This window comes from Ruegeria sp. O11 (genome assembly GCF_056535285.1).
Genome location: NZ_JBQERS010000015.1, coordinates 1 through 18,871 on the forward strand (window position 1 = coordinate 1; position 18,871 = coordinate 18,871).

Sequence of the window (18,871 nt, forward strand, 5' to 3'; positions counted from 1 at the left end):
AAGACCGTGATGATCGACGCGACCTACCTGAAAGCACATCGAACGGCGACCAACATGGCCGCCAAAAATAATGGGCCGCGGGCGTTGCTCAGCAGCCTCCCAAAAAGTCGACTGGCTGCTCGGGGATCGCGGCTAAGACGCCGACTGGTTTCGAGAAGCGTTAAAAGACAAAGGGATACGCGCCTGCATCCCCGGCCGTAAGCAGCGCAAGACCCCGGGCAAATATGATGAGCGCAAGTACAAACGCCGCAACCGGATTGAGATCATGTTCGGGAGGATCAAGGACTGGAGGCGCGTCGCAACCCGCTATGACCGCTGCCCCAAAGTATTCCTTTATGCCATCGCGCTCGCAGCAACCGTCATCTATTGGCTATGAACCCTGACCCTAGTCAAAACCATCCAAATGCCACATGCCCTGAAATGTTTTCCAAGCCATGCCACCCCAAAGTGGGTCCACGAAATGTGAGAACCCCCAGAACAGGAAAAAAATCATTAAGAACTGGAAAGGGCGCGGTGGCAGTTCCCGCGGCGATGACCCCTTCGGGTGGCCTAGACTTAGGGCGATCAACAACGTGAAGACTACGGCGGTTGTATGGAAGCTGACCCATCGGCCCCAATCCACCGCGACGACATAGAGCGGCAGGAAAAGTAACGCCGAGGCCAAGTAGGGTTTTATAAACAATCTCGCCCCAACCAGGTGCTTTCCTATTATGATGATCGGGATCGCAGTCAGCGCGTATAGGGTTGCGAAGGACAGGATTCGGGGTGACAGGAGCATCCAGAAAGTCGTTGTCAGGTATTCCTTTAGAGGAATTTCAAGTGCTTTGATGGCCCCTTCGCACAATTCGGCGTCGGCACCGGCTGCTAGCACGGGTCTGCAGACAATCATGTAATCGGTGACTTTGTCGAAGCCGAACGCGACGACTATGGCAGTTAGGCAAGCGCCGGCCAAGATTACCAGAAGAGCGATGAAATCGCCCAGTGAAATGGCGGATTTAGATAGTAGAAGATAATAGCAGAACGCAAAGAAGGGGGCGAAGAAAAGGTTGCCTTCGTGGCTTAGAACAGCAAAGCCGAATACGAATGCCGAAACGTAGATCAAAATCCTGTTGGGTGTCAGGCGGCTGGTGGCAAACAGCAAAAGGGTAAATGCCAGAAAGGTGATCAGCTCCTTTCGCAAGCCGCCCTGATCATCAAGTGACCAGAAACTGATGAAAAAGCCCGGCGACAAAATCAGAAGCCAAATGGTCGCGGGTGTATCGGATCTTCTGATTGATTGGGTGAGCAGACCCATCGCGGCCAACAGTAGGGAGATTTGCAGCAACACTACCAATAGCACAACGTCAATGGAAAAGGTCTGAGAGACTCGTAGCAGTAATGAGCCCATTATCCCCCGACGCACGGTCGTATCGACGCTATTGATAAGCCAGTCACCCTGTTTCCAGGAGTTCCCACCCAGCAGAAAATCCTGGTACGCAAGCACCACGATATAGAGTGTGAACATCCATAAGAGAAATTTGGGAATGGAATAAATGTATCTTTGCAAGATCAACAGGCCCAGTTGAACATTAGCCAAAGCAGAGATTCACCATGGCGGTAATGCAGAACATATGTATTAACAACTGCAGCCGATGACTATGGTGGATCCGAATATCTGGCAAGGCCACCTATGCAGTTGACGGTGAAAGCTGATCACGGCCGCCAAGCGAATTCTCGACCAATCTGAAAAAACGCCAGAGGACTGGTAGCTCGGCCAAGGCCCTCTTCATCACGGACACTGTAGTTTAGACCGGCATTTATAATCCATTGAGACTCGAGCTCGTAGCTGTATACGGCATTCAAGTCTGTCCGTTCAACGCGAGGATCTACTTCAGTAGAATCTTGGAAAATCTGCGTTGCACCAAGCCCGAAACGTGAAGATGGTCCAAGGCCCCAGATATAGCCGACGTCAAGAATATATTCGTCGCGAAATACCTCGTCATCTGTGATGACGATATCCCTATCGAAGAAGATTCGAAGTTCGTTGTCGCCAAATTCATTACTGTATGTCAACGACCCGATTGGTTCTGTTTTTCCACCATCTGTATGCGCAACACCCAAGCTGGCCGAGAGCTCAGCGCCAAGCACTTCAAGGCTGCGACCGACACGGAATGAATTAAGGCGTCCAGCCAACGCCAACTCGCTTTCAGCATCGAAAAACACTGCGCCATTAGGCATATCATACTCGGCACCAAATCCTCCGATGAGGCCAGAGGCAGAGTCATCGCCGGAAATCAGTTCTCGCTCATCGATATCCACGTACCCTAACGCGAAGTCCAACCGCAACCGTTCGGTGACTTCCTGAGACAACCCAAAAACAATATCTTTGGTTTTCCGGTCAGTCTGATCCGGGTTATCTTCTTCGTATCGCTCTGCGCTGATATCAATCGCGGCAGTTGTGACCGGTGACAGGATAAAGCCAATGCCCGCACCGCCGCTAATTACATCAGTATCGAATAGATCCGGACTTGTCTGATCTACGTAGTCAAGATTCTGCGTGTCTATGCGGAAATAATAGTTGACCAAATCTTGACGACCAAAGTCCATTTGGAAGGCCAAGTTTAATTCCCTGCGAGTCCCGTCGCCCGTTAAATCGCCAAAGTCGGAAGGTAAATCGACTACACCATCTTCATCTATAAAGTCATTGAGCGACCGAAAGAGCCCAATATCATAGCTTGAAAAGTCGAGCCCGAAGTCGAGCCCCGCATTGGCTCCGTCTCGAATGTAACCAAAATCAAAGATGGAATCGCCGATATCAACATCGCTGCCTTCATCGGGCAAGTCGCTCAAACGCAAGGCGGTAACGGCATCCAGACTCAGGCTTTGTATAGGAGTTTCACTGGACAGCCCAAAAGACAGGATTGTCGAGGCAATTGATCCATGACCTTCCTCGGGGACATCAAGTGTCAAATTGCGACCTGTCTCAAAACGCTGAGCAATGCCAAAGGTCATTTGCGGCCCGCCGGGGTCTAACTCAACACCCTGAGCGATTGCACGGTTACCTGTGTTTACCGACATACAAACAGCACCACAAAGTGCTGTTTGTAAACCAAGCTTTAGTTTCACTGCCCTGCCCCTTTTTAGGGGTTATTCGAACAAGCGCCGTTGTGGGATTACAATCACATCACCGTCGGCCAGCCTCGTCGATCCCCCTGTTCCTGTGCCGTCCAACATCGCATCATAGTTAAACTGGTAAACAGTTTCCTTACCTGCGCTGTCTGTACGACGTAGCATTATCCGTTTTGTGGCGGCGAATCTAGAAAATCCACCCATCTCACCGAAGAATTGCAAAAGTGTTGTACCACGCACAGGAGCGTGCCTGCCGGGCGATCCAGCTTCGCCGATGACATAAACGTCAATCGTGCGCGGGGGTAGCGGCTCTCGCGGGACATTGAGTTCCCCTAAAGACACAAAGACATTAGGGGGCGAAGCGAAGTTAGGTGCCAGCAATTCGGACAATTCTGATCGCACTTGTTCGGCCGTCCGACCTCCAGCCCGCAAAGAACCTGCCAGCGGAACGTTAATCTGACCGTCAGGAGCTACCAGAATGTCGCGGTTCAGGGTCTCGTCTTCCAATACTTCGACGCGCAGAGTGTCACCCGGTTGAAACCGATATCCCTGCGCCACCGCTGGCAATGCCAAAAGGCCGATAACCACCGAAACGAGCAATGCGTAAACTGATTTCATCATTATTCTCTTCTGTCCCTGACTTGCGGCAGCAATCACGTGGTGCCGAACATGCACCACGCTATTTCAGCCATATTTCGCTTGGCTTTCAACCCACTTTGCGCGATTTCTTGCGGACTGTGTCGAAGTTACCCTTTGATAACTAGACCTGTCTAACGTGATCGGTAATTGATTGGTTTCAGTTCATGTGGGGATGGGACATCATTGTGACACATCTTTATCATCTGCTGATCTGGCGCCGAGTTGCACCGTTCGTGGGGCGCATTGAGGGATGAAGGGTGTGATGATAGTCGGACTAATCTTGCTTGGTATGATGGCTGGGGTGGCATTCAGCGGTGCTGCTCTCATTTCAGGTGCGACATTGGGCTTCGCGATGATCACCTATGCGGCAACCGGTGGCCTTGTTGGACTTATTCTGTGTGCCGTTCTGCTGCGTCGCGCCGTTTTGGTCGAAGATAGCGGCGTCGATCAATTGTCAGCCCAACAGGTGAATTAACGTACATTGTAGGTGGCCTTCAGGGAGCCGCGGAAGGCGTTTTGCTAACACTGCGTTCGTTGCAACAAAGCGAATTCCTGGTGCGTGTTGAGTTCCACGACCAAATTCAAAACATTTTGCAGGGATGGTTGCATTGTCAAAAGACAGTCGGTTTGGGCTAGATTCCTCTCTCTGTTCCTAGTGATTTTGGTTGCCGCTGCAGCCATTCAAAGGTCACCGAACGGGTTGGCGATTTCATCGCTGCACGGGCTATGCTTGGCAGTTCGTCGAAGATTGAAAGACTGCATTGCGATTATGGTGCACCGCAGATTGGTTCAATGAAGCGTTGAAAGGCAATTTGGTACGTGCTTGCCTCCCAGGCCGATGCAACGCGCGAAATTGGTCTGACACTGGAAACGCCGCTTCTATTGGTGCAACCGAAATGAGATGGTGTTTGGTAGATTCAAGGACTGGCGGTGAGTGGCAACCCGATACGGCGGGCGTCCAGGGAGTTCCTCACGGCATTCACGCTCGAAGCACCCGTCATCTATCAGTTGTCGGCCCTGAGCCCAAGATTCGGGCGTCCCCATGCGAATTTTTTAAGCTTACTCCATAAAACTCTCGAAAAAGACAGATTCTCGGTTTACGCAAGGGTTTGAATTGGTCTCTTTGTTGTCAGGTTGTTGGTGTTGTGCGGTTAAGAAATTGTTTTAGAATGATACTCCATGGGGCGCCCTGATGGAGATAACATCATGTCTGGTCTGAAGATTTTGATTACCGGCGCAGGTGGATTTATTGGGCGTCACACGGTCGATGCAGCCCGCGCCGCTGGTCACGAGGTGCTGGCATTGATGCGTTCTGAGGGAACCGAGCCCGGGGCCTGGAACACTGATTCCGGCATCACCGTGATGAGGTTGGACCTGACACAACCTGATGCGCAGGACAGGCTGACGAAACAATTGTCCGACGTGGATGCTATTATTCATGCGGCGGCAATAATGAGAGGCAGGGCTGATCGACAGATCCGTGAGACTCTGACTGCAACCGAATCGATACTTGGCGCGATGGCTACCCGCACCCCAGGGCCACGGCTGGTGCTCGTCAGTTCGATGTCAGTATATGACGGTCGGGCATTGGCAGCGGGTGCGGTCCTCACCGAGGACAGCCCGCTTGAGGTAGCACCACAGATGCGTGACGCCTATTGTCAGGCCAAGCTGATGCAAGAGGTGCGGACGCGTGCTGTTGCCGAAGCGCAGAAGTTCGATCTGTGGATCATGCGGCCAGGAGCAGTATTCGGGCCGGGCCGGTTGTGGAACGGTCATCTGGGTTATCCTGTAGGGCCGATCCTGATCGGTTTGGAGCGCGCCGGAGAGGTCCCGGTCAGTTATGTTGCACACACCGCGCAGGCTTTGGTGCAAGCTGCAGAGACCCCGATTCAAAAGGTCGGTGTTATCAACGTTATAGATGACGACCGGCCGGACCGGGCCACCTATGTCGCAGCACTGCGCGAGGGGGGGTGGCCACGCTCGGTGCTGTCGGTCAGTTGGCGTCTTTTCAGCGCTGTGGGTTCTGTGTTGGGTAAGATTCCGGGGCTGGGAAACAAGCTGCCTGGGCTGCTACGCCCCGCCACTCTGCACGCGCGGATGAAGCCGTTGCGCTTTGATACAACCCGGCTGCATGCAAAGCTCGATATCGCGCCGCAACCGCCTTTCGCTGAGGTCATGCGCCAGGCGCAGATTGAAAGTCAGACATCATGAGCCCTGCAGCGCCCATCGCCTATCTGACGGGTGAATACCCTCGCGCGACCGATACATTTATCCAGCGCGAAATCTTTGCGCTTCGAGCAGAAGGGATCGGAGTGGAAACCTGCTCAATCCGCAAGACGGGCGCTGAACACCATGTTGGCCTCGAACAACAGCAGGAGTTCAAGAACACCTTTTACGTAATCGCCGCAGCGAAATCTCCTTTGCATTTGATCCGATGCCATCTGAAAGCGTTGCTGCAAGCGCCAGGTCGATATGCATCGGCATTGCAACTGGCGCTCAAAACCCGGTCGGCGGGTATAAGGGGGCTGCTGTATCAGCTCTTCTATTTCGCCGAGGCCGCCGTATTGGCCGATCATCTGAAGAGCCGTCACGTGCGGCATATTCATAACCACATCGCCGGGGCAACCTGCACGGTGGCAATGCTCACTAGCAAGATCAGCGGGATCCCCTTCAGTTTTACGATCCACGGGCCGGATATCTTCTTCGAGCCGAAGCATTGGCGCATCGACGCCAAGATTGCCGAGGCTAGATTTGTTGCCTGTATCAGCGATTTTTGCCGCAGTCAGTGCATGATTTTTTCGGATCCACAGCATTGGGACAAACTCAATATCATCCATTGCGGGATTGACCCGAAGAAATACCTGGCCACCCGCTGCGCGGATCGTGAGGGCCCTCATCTGGCCTTTGTTGGCCGGTTGGCAGGGGTCAAAGGTGTGCCGGTTTTGCTCGAAGCACTGTCAGAAATCGCGCAGAACTTTCCCGGACTGCGTGTGACATTGATTGGGGATGGGCCGGAACGCGCCAATCTAGAAGCGCGGGCGCACTGTCTAGGGTTGGACTCCGTGGTGCATTTCACGGGTTATATGTCTCAAAGCCAGGTAGCAGAAATCTTGTCTGAAGCTGACGCTCTGGTTTTGCCAAGCTTTGCCGAAGGCGTTCCGGTGACCTTGATGGAGGCGATGGCCAGCGGTCTGCCGGTGTTGGCAACTCGCGTGGGGGGGATATCTGAACTGGTTGAGGATGGCGTCAGTGGCTATCTGGTGCCGCCGGGCAATGTGAATGCACTGACCGAGCGATTGCGCGATTTGCTGGACGATGCGGAGACGCGGACGCGAATGGGGCAAGCGGGTCGGGCCAAGGTGACCGCCGATTTCAATCAGCAGACCGAAGCCTGCCGCTTGGCACGACTTTTTCAGACCGCTACCTCGGAGCAATCGGAGATTTGTGATGCAAAATGATGTTTCCAATTCGACCATTGGTCTGGTCCTGATCGGTCGAAATGAGGGAGAGCGTCTGGTTCGCTGCCTCGGTTCAATCCCAAGGGAGGTGACCGCCGTGGTTTATGTCGATTCAAACTCGGCTGATGATAGCGTGCAACAAGCCCACAAGGCCGGGGTGCATGTGGTTGAGCTGGACTTGACCAAACCTTTTACCGCAGCAAGGGCGCGAAATGTCGGCTATGCGGCATTGAAGGCAACAGGTACTTCATTCGATTTCGTTCAGTTTATCGATGGCGATTGCGCAATTGTCGGAGGTTGGATCACTGCCGCGTCAGAAGCGCTTGCAGCCGATCCGGCACTTGGCATCGTCACAGGCTGGAGAGCAGAAATTTTCCCGGACGCCAGCGTTTATAACGCGCTTTGCGATTTCGAGTGGCATCGTCCCGCAGGCCCGATCCAGACCTGCGGCGGTGATATGATGGTGCGCGCTCAAACCTTTGAAGAGGTTGGTGGGTTCGACGATACGTTTATTGCTTCAGAAGACGAAGAATTCTGTTTGCGTACGCTCAAGGCCGGTTGGAAAATTGAGCGCCTACCTCTGAACATGACCCAACATGACGTAGAAATGACCCGGTTCTGGCAATGGTGGCGTCGTGCTGTGCGTGCGGGTCACGGCTTTGCGCATGTGGGAAAGTTTCACCCGGAGTATTTTGTTCGCAGACGCATGCGTATTTGGTTTTATGGGGCTTTCTTGCCGATCATCGCGTTGGGTGGGTTGCTCGTGTCACAGTGGGTTACTGTCGTGGTTCTGGCCGTTTATGTGCTGTCTTATCTACGTACCACGCTAGGGCTGAGGCACGAAGGACTGTCTAGTCGGTCGGCGCTCCACCAGGCAGTGTTCATAACCCTGTCCAAGCTGCCCAATGTCGTCGGGATGTTGACTTATGTTTGGCGAAGAAGGCGGGCTGTGCCGATGGAGATCATTGAATATAAATAGCCATTTGTGTTGAAGAGAAAATGTTCAAAAACCAAATTCGTACCGGCCAGACCAGTGCCATTGAAATAGCATTTTGTGGCGTCAAAGCGGTGCTTGTACCCGAGTTGGTTCGGGATATCTTTGGCCAGATAGGCAACACCCAAGTCAACCTGCTCGAGTTGTAGAATGCGACGGGGTCAGGCAGTGGCGGAAATGGCATGAAGTTCCATACCCAGCGCATATCCGGACTGTTGTCCGATCGCGATAGTCTGCGGCGTAAGATTATGGCTTCGGCGGCTTTGTCGACGATGGTCTTCGCGATGCAAGTGATGGCGCGGATACTCTCGACCATTGTGCTGACCCGCATTCTGACGCCCGAGATTTTTGGTGTCTTTGCCGTTGTCATGACCTTTGTGTTCGTTCTCGAGATGTTTTCGGATTTGGGGGTGCGGTCGCTTATCCTGACCCGCGAGGGCGAGCTGGATGACGGGTTCCTGCGATCCTGCTGGACGGCGCAGATTTTGCGCGGGGTATTGATCCTGTTGGTCTGCTTCTTGCTGGGTTTTGGAATCGCCTGGGGCCAGGAGGCAGAGCTGTTTGATGCCCAATCCAGTTATGGAGATCCGACGCTGCCTTTAGCAATTGCCGCAATCGGCGGGTTCTCCATCATCAGTGGTTTCGCTTCGCCAGCAAAGTTCGTTTACGAGCGCGAGATGAAGTTTCGGCAGGTCAGCAAAGAGACACTGATCAGGGTAGTTCTGACAACCATCATCACCATTGGACTGGCTTTTTGGTTGCGTAGTATCTGGGCGCTGGTTTTGGGCAATCTCGCGGGCGCGCTCATTACAGTCGTTCTAAGCTATACAATGTTTATCGGTCCTCCGATGCGGTTGAACTGGAGCATTCAGGATTTTCGTGTGATCATCGAGCGCGGTAAGTGGATCATCGGGCATTCTGCTCTGACTGCAGTGAGTGTGATGGCTGATCGCTTTGTTCTGGGCTTTGCAATGTCGGCAAGTTCGTTTGGCTTCTATTATATTGCCCGCCAGATCGTTGACCTGCTGGAGACGTTCCTGAACACGGTGCACGCTCAGATGGGGCTACAGGTTTTCACGGCATTGCACAAAGATGGCGAGTCAGCATCCCTTCGCCACCGCTACTATCGTTACCGCATTCTGTTTGACGGATTGGCAATGTTCGGAGCGGGCGCGCTGATGACGCTCGCACCGACTCTGGTGCACATAATCTACGACGACCGATATGCGGATGTTGCAGGGATGATTCAAATTCTGTCTGTTGGCCTGATCCTAATCGGGCCACGTTTGTTGCGTGAGGCCTACAGCGCAAAACGTCGGTTTCGAGAGATGACGGTTCTTAGCTTGGTGAGCGCGGCGTCTGTCTGGATTGGACTTTTCATCGCGATTTGGATTTTTAAGTCCACAACTGTCGCGCTTTTCGTTGTTGCACTACATCGCATTCCGGAAGTAGCGATGTTGTTGGTTATGGGACGCCGCGAAAACTGGGTTTCACTTCTTCATGAAATCCGGCTCGTACCCTTGGTACTGGTCGGTGCTGGGGTTGGATGGGGAATGGCCGAACTGTGGGACGCTATAACTTAGATCTAGCTTACAATTCAGAAAACGGTACTAGGTCGTCAGTTCCAATCTTGGCTTTGTAAATGAGTGAAAGCGGAAAATTTTGTTTCGTTAAGCTCTCTGACTAAGGAAGCATCGGTAAACCTCACGCGACAAACAGTGAGCGGGAAGACAGAACGTAGTTCTCTAGGCGGTAGATTGCACTCAGTGGATCTTATCGGCACCCGATCAAGCCGTCTCGTTTTTCCATCAGATACGCTGTCGTCTATTCCTGATAACCGTCACGCTAAGTCAGAGGTGTCCAGTCTGCTGTCCAACCGTGCTAGTGGGTCGCACCTTGAAGCCAGACAAGGCCGTGCGTGAATGATCCTGCGCTGTAAACTGGCGAAGACGAAGCACACCGTAATAACTCTTAGAAATCCCTTCTAAAACACACTTTGCTTATCTGCTGAAAAAGCCCAGTTGCTTTCGCACATGTCTCTCAGGCTGTGTTTCGCCTCGAAGCCGATAACTTCGCGCGCCCGATTTGTCGCTGCATAGGAGGCGGGTGGATCCCCCGGGCGGCGATCCACAATACTGTGAGGAATATCGCGGCTGATCACGTCCGAATAGGTATTCAGAACTTCACGAACCGAGTTCCCGCGTCCGGTGCCGAGATTTACAAGATGGCTTTCACCCTTGTTCAGTAGTGCATCAAGACTCAGCACGTGGCCACGGGCAAGATCAAGGACGTGAATGTAGTCGCGGATACAGGTGCCATCGGGAGTATCATAATCACCACCAAAGATGGAAAGGGCATCCAATTCGCCCCGCACAACGCGGGCGATCACCGGAACGAGATTGCCAGGCGGCTGCGACGGGTCTTCGCCAATCAGTCCGGAAGGGTGTGCACCAACAGGATTAAAGTAGCGCAGGATTCCGGTTTTGACGTTGGGATGAGCTTTGGCAACGCGGGTTAAAAATTCCTCTCCGATAAGCTTGGTGGCGCCATAGCAGCTATCCGGCGCACATGGGCTGGTTTCAGTCAATGGCATATTGGCTGCACTGCCATAGACCGCAGCCGAGGATGAGAAGACTATATTTTCGACTCCATTTGCGAGCATTGCGTCTACGATATTGATCAAGCCCGTGCAGTTGGAATTATAGTAGCCCACAGGATCAACCTCGCTGTCGGGTACGGACTTGAGTGCTGCAAAATGCACCACTGCATCGAAAACGTGAGCCTCAAAGGCAGCCTGTATAGCTTCACAGTTGCGGATGTCGGCTTCGATTACAGGTACAACCTCGCCCGTGATCTGTGACAGACGATCAGGCACATCGCGGCGCGCATTCTCGAAGTTGTCGAGAATGGTGACCGCGTAACCAGCATCCACAAGAGCCGCATAGGTGTGCGAGCCGATAAATCCGGCACCGCCGGTCAGAAGAATGTTCTTTTTCATGATATAATATTATTTGGGATCAGGCTGTGTGGACAAGCCGTCGCGATCTCCCAATCCAACCTTTGCAACAGTAATTCGTATCCTATTCAATTGTCCCCTTTTCCGGGGTGCTTTCCTTGGCGAGAAATTCGCTGCATATCACTGCAACTACAGCTAGAATACAGCGTGGATACTGTGCCACAGGCAACGACAACTGCAACTGAAATCTAGCATGGACATTGAGTCCCTGCTACGAGTCATCCACGTGCGCAGCTCCCGCCGCCCGGTGGTAGTTGCTCCAACTTTGAAAGATTTTGTTTAGGCCCGGAAAAGGAGATGGGCAGAGAACCGTTTGCTCAGTTTTTTGGATATGAAAGAAAATACCGACCAGCCAATGAAGATCGCAATTTACGTCTCTTCATGGCCACCCGGGCGCGCCGCTTCAGGAATAGTGACCTACACATCGCAACTCGTCTCTTCGCTTCGGGCTTTTGGGCATGAAGTTTATATTCTGACTCCTGACCTTGGTGAGAAAGATCCTTATACTATTGATCTCGAAGAGATCCAGATCCCTCTGTTTTCAAAGGTTTGGCAGCGATTGAAGGCAAAGTTGACCGCTCGCCCGTATAATGCGCTGCGACATTCGGCCCAGATCGCGTTGGCCATTCGTAAACTGGTTGATGAAAAAGGGATTGATGTCTTCGAGGTTGAGGAATCTTTCGGTATGGGCGCCGAAGTATCGCTGATAAACATAGTCCCTGTTTCTGTGCGCTTGCACGGCCCATTCGTTCTGACCGGCATTTTCCAAGACGCTATGTCCGCATCTTCCATGAATGAAGGACGCGCGCAGCATGAGGGGTTGGCCATCAGATCTGCCCACTATGTTACCGCAAACTGTAACGACACGTTGAATGCGGTCAAGAAACACTATGGGCTTGAGTTGGAGAACAGTACCATCATTCCAACTCCAATTGTTTCGGCTTCAGAAAACAAAACCTGGCAAGTTGATCGCTGCGATAAAAACAAGATGTTTTTCGTTGGGAGGTTCGACAGTATCAAAGGTGGAGACTTGGTCCTGCGAACTTTTGCGCAGCTTGCAGAGGCCAACCCGGATCTGACACTCACCTTCATCGGGCCGGATCAGGGTATCCAAAACGAGAGCGGCACCATTTATTTTGAGGAATTCTTTGAGCAGAACTTTCCACCGGAGCTGCGCGAGCGGGTCGATTACCGAGGGCAGATGACCCATTCAGATCTGATGGCTTTGAGGACAAGCCACTATCTGACGTTGATCGCTGCCCAATATGATACAATGGGATATATGTTGTTGGAGCCCATGTCTTTGGGTTGTCCCTTGGTCACCACCGCTGTGGGCGGCATTCCTGAAGTGATAGAAGATGAACGCAATGGTCTTTTGATTCCCAGTCAGGATCTGGAAGCTATGGTCAAAGCATGTCAGAGATTGTTGGACGATCCCGATCTCGCAGTGCAACTTGGGCGGCAGGCCTGGGCCGATTGCAACGAGCTTTATAGCCCGGATGCGGTCGCGACCAAAACCGTCGAAGGATACAAGGCAGCGATCCAAGCCTTTCAGAACCGGCGCAGCGCCTGAGCCAACTACCCCATCCATTTGAATGTAGGAATTTGTCCATGGAAAAGACCCAGACATTGATCATTGGCGCCGGCATTAGCGGATTGTCTACCGCTGCCGCCCTAGGTGATGCGGATTACCTTGTTGTTGACGCAGATAGCTCCATTGGCGGCTATTGCAAAACCATCAAACAGGATGGGTTTGTCTGGGACTATTCCGGACATTTTTTCCATTTCAAGAATCCGGAGATCGAAGCGTGGTTGCGTGAACGAATGCAGGGTCAGCAGATCGTTACGTGCGAAAAGAAGTCTTACATAGCTTATGGCGAAGATTGGATTGATTTCCCATTTCAGAAAAACATCCACCAACTGCCAAAAGCAGATTTCATCGACTGCTTGCACGACCTGTATTTCGCCGAACCCAATGAGAATGCGGAAGGCAATTTCCTGGATATGATCTATGGCCGCTTCGGCAAAAGCATCAGCGAAAAGTTTCTCGTGCCCTATAACGAGAAACTTTATGCATGCGACCTTAGCTCGCTGGATAAGGACGCTATGGGGCGCTTTTTTCCGCATGCGGATGTCGACGATATCATTCGAAACATGAAGACGCCCGATAACCAGAGCTACAACGCCACATTCACTTATCCCGAAGGCGGCGCCATCGAGTATGTGAATGCAATAGCCAGCGCTGTGAACCCCGACGCAATTTGCCTGAACGAAGCGCTGATCGAGATTGATCTGGAGCGCAAGGTTGCACGCACTACTCGTCGTGAGATTGGTTTCGAGCGGCTGGTTTCATCCGCGCCATTCAATCGTTTGGCCAAGATCGCAGGGCTGAACCATGAGGAAGAGGCGTTTACCTGGAACAAGGTGATTGTGTTCAACCTGGGCTTTGACCGGAAGGGACCGCGCGATGTGCATTGGGTGTATTATCCTAATCGTGAGCGTGTGTTCTACCGCGTTGGATTCTATGACAACATCTTCGATGCCGATCGAATGAGCCTTTATGTGGAGGTTGGTCTGGCTAGCGATGCGGAAGTGGATGTCGAAGGTACGCGAGCGCGTGTGCTGGAGGATCTGGCCAACGAAGGCCTGGTCGACGGGCACGAACTGGTATCATATCACGCGTTAGTCATGGATCCGGCCTATGTGCATATCAATCAGCAGGCCAGATCAGAGTTTCAACGTCTGAACGAAATACTCAACGCGCGCGGTGTTTATTCCATCGGACGTTACGGAGGTTGGACCTATTGCTCCATCGAGGACAACATGATTGAGGCACGGGAACTTGTAGCCTCATGGCAAAAGGATTGAATCACGGGCGCTTTGGTGATCTTCAATTCAGGACGCCGAAAACCCATTCTTGCTGCAACGCCGGATTACCAAAAGTTGTTCGATTGAGTGAGTCGAAAGGCCCGGTTCCAGTAGTAGGGTGGCTGTTTAGTTCAATTCTGAGATCATCAGAGCATTCGGAAATGAATGCCGGAAACAGCGCCTTTTTCATGAAAGGCGCAGTGGTACGCGTTTTCCTCCTATGAGCTTATTCAGAAGCCTTCGTTTCAGTGAGATTGGTTCCAAAATTTCTATGTCCTGGTCGAAAAGGCGCCCGGTCAGCATCGGGTCATGCCACAGCGCTAGGCGAACACCCCATTTGGCGGCGTCTGCCGGTTCAATTCCGTCAGGAATGCCCATTCGTGTTTTCAGCGCACCTGGGATCCAGTCATTGATGACGATATCCGGGAACCGGTCGCCCAGATCAGCCACTAGTGATTTGGTCAGAGTCTGCGCCGCACCCTTGGTTATCGAATAAGCCGCAGCCGTAGGAGCCGGCGCGATATGGGCAAAGGTGCTAAGGTTCACAATCCGGCCATAACCACGTTGGACCATCCCAGGCAGAACGGCGTGGCAGCAATAGAACACGCCACCCAGGTTGATGTTTACTGATTGCATGAAGCTCTCTGGTGTTTCATCCAGAATGTCCCGCCGAGGATAGACTGCAGCGTTGTTGATCAGGATTGTCGGCACACCTGCCGCGGCTTTGATTTCTTCAAAGGCCCGCGCGACGGCTGCAGGGTCGGCGACATCAGCAGTGACTGGCATGAACGCGTTACCCAATTCGACGGCAAGATCCGACAGCGGCGCGGGGCTGCGCCCGATACCGGCGACACGAACACCTTCGGCAATCAGGTTTCGGCTCAATTCTCGACCAAGGCCCGCGCCGGCTCCGGTTACAACGGCTATACCCTCGCGTATTTGCTGGCTTGTATCTGTCATGAGGCCTCCGTGTGTTGTGTCGATCCGTCCGTGCGATCGGCGATAATATCTGCCACCCGCAAAGCATTGGCGGCGATTGTCAGACTTGGGTTAACCCCCATGGACGTCGGCATGAACGATCCGTCCGCGACATAGAGGTTTTTCAGATCATGCGCCTTACAATCGGGATCGAGCACGGATGTGGCTGGATCGGTGCCAAAGCGCAGGGTGCCCAGAGGGTGACCTACATTGACGATTGGCTTGATCGATAGGAACATCATCCGCCACCAGCCAATTGCACGCCGGATCGCCCTGCGCAGTCCGATTTGACGGGTATAGACGTCTCGCGCGACGGTGTATTCAAAGGTGAATACTTCGGGATCCTCAGAGTTCAGCACCACCCGGTTTTCGCGGACAGGAAAATCTTCCATCTGAGCGACGAATACGTCGGCGTTGCCAAACAATCCGGCGGCCAGAAGGGCAGGGATGTTCAGAAGGCGTCGAAGCCTTTTGTGTTTGGCGAACCGCGAGCGTTCGAACTGCATCAGCAGAAAGCGCAGGATGGTGCCGTAATTCGCCTCATACCCCATGGATTGCGCCAGGCCCATACGCTCACCTTTCACCGCATAGAAATCGCGGGTAGAGACGGCCCGGCTGTTGCCGATGGGTTTCACCCCGCGCCGGGGCCAGACGGCAAAGAAATTGTCGATATGAAACATCAGCCCGCGCCCAACCCAATCGCTTGAATTGGCGCATCCCGCGGCTGACTGCCCGGTCGACCGAAGTAACAGGCTGGGTGAGCCAAACGAACCAGCGGCCAGAACATAGGTTCGAGCCCTCAGAGTGTGACACTCACCTTCATGGTGAACCTGGACGCCGGTAATTTGGCCGGGCTGATCTTCTTCCAGCGCTTCGACATCACATTCGGTTATCAACGTGGCATGGCCGCTGGCCAGCGCCGGTTCTACTCCGGCCGAGCGGCCATCCATCTTGCAGGTTCGCGGACATTTTCCGCCAAGGCAATTGATGCAACCCTCAAGCCCTTTTTGTGCAATATGCGAGTAATAGGGATGCAGACCTCGCTCGCGGAAATCGGCCATCATCGCCACTTCTTCGGGGGTGAATTCGGGGGGTGGGCGCAGGTTGACCGAGGGGATGGTCGAGAGCGGATCGCTGCCGCCGCGCACATAAAGCAGATCCTCAGCCTGATCGAAGTAAGGTAGAAATGCGTCGAAGCCTACGGGCCAGCCTCCAGTGGGGTGATCCATGCCCGGCAACTCGTCCAGATCATGCGGTTCGGGGCGTTCCAACGCCGCAGCATAGAAGACGGAAGAGCCTCCGACCCCGCAGCCTAGTGGGGCGAAATACCGCGAAACGGATGCGCCATCGTGTGCTTCTACCGGCTTTGGCCACCAGCCGCGCAGTCTGCGCGTCAATGGATCGCTTGAGTTGCTACCCGATTGACGATCAGACCTGTAACCTGCAATACCCTTTTCCAGAAATAGTACCGAAAGACCGCGTTCAGTTAGGCGTCGCCCGGCCATGCCACCGCCCATCCCGGCACCGATGACGATCACATCCCATGACTGTGACTGCGCTTCATTCGGGGTCATCAACTGATGCTTCCTTCAACTGTTAGGCTGCATACTAGATGTCTGCCCGAAAAATGTCTCGCGGCGGAGCCCCCGTGTATCTGGGTCATGCGCCACTTCACCGACCCCGGCTCCATGCAGCATCATTACGAGTGCGCACCGACAGATTGACCGTAACATAGACCCCAAAACCAACCGGATCGGTCAAGGCGAGGCGCATCAGTTGCCCTGCCGTCAGCGTAGCTTTGCCTTCGCGCTCCAGAATGCCGGGGTATAAACGCGCAAGTTCGGCCACGCCCGCGTCCTGCCTCCTCCGCACTCTCACCAGCGCCGAAAACCCCTCGACCAATGGCCAGGAGTAAGATGCGGCGACCGGAAGGCGTTCGTCAGGGGTGAATTGCAGTCGCACGAATGTATCATCCGAGATGATTTGTGGAAATACATCCCATCGGGCGCGACCCGAGGCGTTGACGGCAAACAGCCCGGCACCCGGCACGCCTTCGGTCATGAAGGGCAGGCGAGTCCAGATCCGACCATACGCCCGTGTGATCCAGCTCTGCGCCGGGCTGACCTTTAGGTCACCGCTGGCATAGGCAGGATCGGGACGATTCAACGCGTGCGCCAGCCCGTCCAATAGCGGCGGCGACATGATAACATCAGCGTCCAGATAAACCCGTGTGCTACCCGAGGCCACTTCGTCGGCGCGATTAAGCGCTGCCGGTTTGCCGCCGATGTCTGAATCCAGAACCACCAGATGCCAACCCTGTTGGGAAAACCGGTCCGCATAGCTGCGTGCGATATCGACCGTGGCGTCGGTGCAGGCATTTGCAGACACGATCACCTCGGCTCGGTGTGATGTAACTTGCGCCAATATGGCTTCGAGGCAGGTGCCGATATAGGCTTCCTCATTATTGGCAGGGATGATGACTGAGATGTCGCGCATGGTTCAGCGGGCCAACCTATCGGCCCAAGGCATGGGCTCCACCGGATCAAAGCGGGACTGCATCGCTACTGAACCACCGTGTTCGCCGGCGTTTTGCAAGGCAAGTGTGACCTCGTTCATATGCAGAGAGAGGTCTGGGGATAGGCGACAAGGGCGGTTTTTGCGGATTGCATCGCGCATCTCGACCACACCCAGGGCAAAGTTCATTGCCGCAGCCCCTTTGCGCCCCAGCTTTGCATGGGTCGGCCCCTTTAGCCGGAGCCGTCGGGCCAGTGGTGCATTGATCAGTCGTCGGCGCAAGGAGAAACGGCGGCGTATACGTACGGGCGCGGAGTTGTTCCAGCACTCGTCCATTTCTATCACGCCGGCATCGCCGATGATCCTGAGTTCGTGGTTGTGCTCGGCCAGAATGGAACAGGTAAGCCGCGCCACCACGCCGCTTTCGAAAAACAATGTTCCGACTGAAAAATCCGGTGCTGCGTTTGGTGTCACATCCGAAACGTCTGCGAGCTCCGCTGACGCCGCTACAACCGTGCGGACCGGCCCGAACATCGGCAGTAACCAAGCCAAGTAGTAGCCGGCATGTTCCAGGGTGCAGCCAACTTCGAATTCATCTTTGGCGGGCCAGGGAGCACCGCTTTCCGAGAACCACTTCTGATGGGGGGCCTGAGATATGAAGTCGTCATCCATCTCAGCATAGATCAGGCGAACCTGACCGACTACATTGGCGCGCAAGCCGGCCCAGATGGTCTGCGGGGCTTCTCCCAAAAAGCTGCACGGCGCCGAGGCCAGGTGCAACCCGCGGCTGGCAGCCAGATCGGCCAGCGCGCGCGCCTGATCCATCTGCATCGCCAGCGGTTTTTCCGAATAGACGTGAAACCCGGCCTCCAGCCCCGCGCGCGACACTTCGTAATGTGCGGATGGATTGGTTAGGTTAAGCAGAATATCCCCTGGCGCGGGCTGATCCAGAAGGGTCGAAAAGCTGTCCATAGCAGGCAGCGACCAGTGCGAGCAAAATTGCGCCATTCGATCAGGGTCTCGGTCATGGCATCCTGCAATCTCGATCTCAGGGTAGAGTTTGAGCGAGCGCAGATACAAATCTGCGACGTAACCGGTACCGATAATGAACAACCTGGGCATAAAGAGGAATGACTCTTTTTCGACTGGCAAGAACTCATAAACTACAACGCAATTAATATGGGCAGAATTGGAGTAATACCACCGCAATTTGGCGACGGACCTTAAATCCCGGAGACCCGATACACATTCGCCCTGTTCTGCGTAAGGATTCGCTTAGCTCACCATTTTGGCCTT

General features: G+C 53.8%; 16 protein-coding genes and 1 pseudogene. 9 read left to right on the forward strand and 8 right to left on the reverse strand.

Annotated elements, in window-relative coordinates:
* Window positions 1-376: pseudogene (locus ACRZ91_RS19125) on the forward strand (transposase); the annotation flags it as partial.
* A gap of 9 nt (window positions 377-385) precedes the next feature.
* Here the strand turns inward: ACRZ91_RS19125 and ACRZ91_RS19130 are convergent.
* From ACRZ91_RS19130 to ACRZ91_RS19140, 3 genes are all read right to left on the reverse strand, one after another.
* Entirely contained in the window at window positions 386-1,504 is a 1,119-nt protein-coding gene (locus tag ACRZ91_RS19130) for a hypothetical protein (protein WP_480907837.1), read from the reverse strand.
* A 188-nt stretch (window positions 1,505-1,692) separates the two neighbouring features.
* Complete coding sequence (locus ACRZ91_RS19135) at window positions 1,693-3,105, reverse strand: hypothetical protein (RefSeq protein ID WP_480907839.1); 1,413 nt, start codon at window positions 3,103-3,105, stop codon at window positions 1,693-1,695.
* 21 nt (window positions 3,106-3,126) lie between these two features.
* Window positions 3,127-3,729 carry a polysaccharide biosynthesis/export family protein gene (locus tag ACRZ91_RS19140; protein WP_480907841.1) on the reverse strand — a complete coding sequence of 201 codons (603 nt, stop codon included), beginning with the start codon at window positions 3,727-3,729 and terminating at the stop codon, window positions 3,127-3,129.
* Between the two features lie 280 nt (window positions 3,730-4,009).
* Between ACRZ91_RS19140 and ACRZ91_RS19145 the strand changes: the two genes are divergently transcribed.
* The 6 genes from ACRZ91_RS19145 (at window position 4,010) to ACRZ91_RS19170 (ending at window position 9,782) form a co-directional block, all read left to right on the forward strand.
* Window positions 4,010-4,222, forward strand: a complete 213-nt coding sequence (locus ACRZ91_RS19145; RefSeq protein WP_480907843.1) for a hypothetical protein — start codon at window positions 4,010-4,012, stop codon at window positions 4,220-4,222.
* A gap of 731 nt (window positions 4,223-4,953) precedes the next feature.
* Window positions 4,954-5,958 (forward strand): NAD-dependent epimerase/dehydratase family protein, encoded by a 1,005-nt coding sequence (locus tag ACRZ91_RS19150; RefSeq protein WP_480907845.1) that lies wholly within the window; start codon window positions 4,954-4,956, stop codon window positions 5,956-5,958.
* Window positions 5,955-7,205: a glycosyltransferase gene (locus tag ACRZ91_RS19155; RefSeq protein WP_480907847.1), complete on the forward strand. Its 1,251-nt coding sequence runs from the start codon at window positions 5,955-5,957 to the stop codon at window positions 7,203-7,205. The genes ACRZ91_RS19150 and ACRZ91_RS19155 overlap by 4 nt, the downstream gene beginning before the upstream one ends.
* Window positions 7,195-8,184: a glycosyltransferase family 2 protein gene (locus ACRZ91_RS19160; protein ID WP_480907849.1), complete on the forward strand. Its 990-nt coding sequence runs from the start codon at window positions 7,195-7,197 to the stop codon at window positions 8,182-8,184. Before ACRZ91_RS19155 ends, ACRZ91_RS19160 begins: the two co-directional genes overlap by 11 nt.
* 20 nt (window positions 8,185-8,204) lie before the next feature.
* Entirely contained in the window at window positions 8,205-8,348 is a 144-nt protein-coding gene (locus ACRZ91_RS19165) for a hypothetical protein (protein WP_480907851.1), read from the forward strand.
* Between the two features lie 33 nt (window positions 8,349-8,381).
* Window positions 8,382-9,782, forward strand: a complete 1,401-nt coding sequence (locus ACRZ91_RS19170) for an oligosaccharide flippase family protein (protein ID WP_480907853.1) — start codon at window positions 8,382-8,384, stop codon at window positions 9,780-9,782.
* 401 nt (window positions 9,783-10,183) lie between these two features.
* Here ACRZ91_RS19170 and galE read toward each other — a convergent pair whose 3' ends face one another.
* Window positions 10,184-11,197, reverse strand: a complete 1,014-nt coding sequence (galE, locus tag ACRZ91_RS19175) for a UDP-glucose 4-epimerase GalE (RefSeq protein ID WP_480907855.1) — start codon at window positions 11,195-11,197, stop codon at window positions 10,184-10,186.
* Window positions 11,198-11,570: 373 nt separating this feature from the next.
* On the opposite strand from galE, the gene ACRZ91_RS19180 reads away from it, so the two are divergent.
* Both ACRZ91_RS19180 and ACRZ91_RS19185 read left to right on the forward strand, forming a co-directional pair.
* Window positions 11,571-12,788, forward strand: a complete 1,218-nt coding sequence (locus ACRZ91_RS19180; protein WP_480907857.1) for a glycosyltransferase family 4 protein — start codon at window positions 11,571-11,573, stop codon at window positions 12,786-12,788.
* A gap of 38 nt (window positions 12,789-12,826) precedes the next feature.
* Complete coding sequence (locus ACRZ91_RS19185; RefSeq protein WP_480907858.1) at window positions 12,827-14,083, forward strand: protoporphyrinogen/coproporphyrinogen oxidase; 1,257 nt, start codon at window positions 12,827-12,829, stop codon at window positions 14,081-14,083.
* Between the two features lie 186 nt (window positions 14,084-14,269).
* On the opposite strand, the gene ACRZ91_RS19190 is transcribed toward ACRZ91_RS19185, so the two are convergent.
* The 4 genes from ACRZ91_RS19190 to ACRZ91_RS19205 all read right to left on the reverse strand — a co-directional run bounded on the left by ACRZ91_RS19190 (window position 14,270) and on the right by ACRZ91_RS19205 (window position 18,697).
* Complete coding sequence (locus tag ACRZ91_RS19190) at window positions 14,270-15,043, reverse strand: SDR family oxidoreductase (RefSeq protein ID WP_480907860.1); 774 nt, start codon at window positions 15,041-15,043, stop codon at window positions 14,270-14,272.
* Window positions 15,040-16,635 (reverse strand): GMC oxidoreductase, encoded by a 1,596-nt coding sequence (locus tag ACRZ91_RS19195; RefSeq protein WP_480907862.1) that lies wholly within the window; start codon window positions 16,633-16,635, stop codon window positions 15,040-15,042. The genes ACRZ91_RS19190 and ACRZ91_RS19195 overlap by 4 nt, the downstream gene beginning before the upstream one ends.
* Before the next feature lie 97 nt (window positions 16,636-16,732).
* On the reverse strand, window positions 16,733-17,557 hold the full coding sequence (locus ACRZ91_RS19200) for a glycosyltransferase family 2 protein (RefSeq protein ID WP_480907864.1): 825 nt from the start codon (window positions 17,555-17,557) through the stop codon (window positions 16,733-16,735).
* A 3-nt stretch (window positions 17,558-17,560) separates the two neighbouring features.
* Entirely contained in the window at window positions 17,561-18,697 is a 1,137-nt protein-coding gene (locus ACRZ91_RS19205) for a Gfo/Idh/MocA family protein (RefSeq protein ID WP_480907866.1), read from the reverse strand.
* Window positions 18,698-18,871 lie beyond the last annotated feature (174 nt).

Excerpts from the sequence above, each read along its gene's own strand:
- ACRZ91_RS19185 (WP_480907858.1), top strand. The coding sequence starts at position 12,827 with ATGGAAAAGACCCAGACATTGATCATTGGCGCCGGCATTAGCGGATTG.
- ACRZ91_RS19165 (WP_480907851.1), top strand. The coding sequence starts at position 8,205 with ATGTTCAAAAACCAAATTCGTACCGGCCAGACCAGTGCCATTGAAATA.
- ACRZ91_RS19140 (WP_480907841.1), bottom strand. The coding sequence starts at position 3,729 with ATGATGAAATCAGTTTACGCATTGCTCGTTTCGGTGGTTATCGGCCTT.
- ACRZ91_RS19145 (WP_480907843.1), top strand. The coding sequence starts at position 4,010 with ATGATAGTCGGACTAATCTTGCTTGGTATGATGGCTGGGGTGGCATTC.
- ACRZ91_RS19190 (WP_480907860.1), bottom strand. The coding sequence starts at position 15,043 with ATGACAGATACAAGCCAGCAAATACGCGAGGGTATAGCCGTTGTAACC.
- ACRZ91_RS19195 (WP_480907862.1), bottom strand. The coding sequence starts at position 16,635 with ATGACCCCGAATGAAGCGCAGTCACAGTCATGGGATGTGATCGTCATC.
- ACRZ91_RS19130 (WP_480907837.1), bottom strand. The coding sequence starts at position 1,504 with ATGTTCACACTCTATATCGTGGTGCTTGCGTACCAGGATTTTCTGCTG.
- ACRZ91_RS19180 (WP_480907857.1), top strand. The coding sequence starts at position 11,571 with ATGAAGATCGCAATTTACGTCTCTTCATGGCCACCCGGGCGCGCCGCT.
- ACRZ91_RS19200 (WP_480907864.1), bottom strand. The coding sequence starts at position 17,557 with ATGCGCGACATCTCAGTCATCATCCCTGCCAATAATGAGGAAGCCTAT.
- ACRZ91_RS19205 (WP_480907866.1), bottom strand. The coding sequence starts at position 18,697 with ATGCCCAGGTTGTTCATTATCGGTACCGGTTACGTCGCAGATTTGTAT.
- ACRZ91_RS19155 (WP_480907847.1), top strand. The coding sequence starts at position 5,955 with ATGAGCCCTGCAGCGCCCATCGCCTATCTGACGGGTGAATACCCTCGC.
- ACRZ91_RS19150 (WP_480907845.1), top strand. The coding sequence starts at position 4,954 with ATGTCTGGTCTGAAGATTTTGATTACCGGCGCAGGTGGATTTATTGGG.
- galE (WP_480907855.1), bottom strand. The coding sequence starts at position 11,197 with ATGAAAAAGAACATTCTTCTGACCGGCGGTGCCGGATTTATCGGCTCG.
- ACRZ91_RS19160 (WP_480907849.1), top strand. The coding sequence starts at position 7,195 with ATGCAAAATGATGTTTCCAATTCGACCATTGGTCTGGTCCTGATCGGT.
- ACRZ91_RS19170 (WP_480907853.1), top strand. The coding sequence starts at position 8,382 with ATGAAGTTCCATACCCAGCGCATATCCGGACTGTTGTCCGATCGCGAT.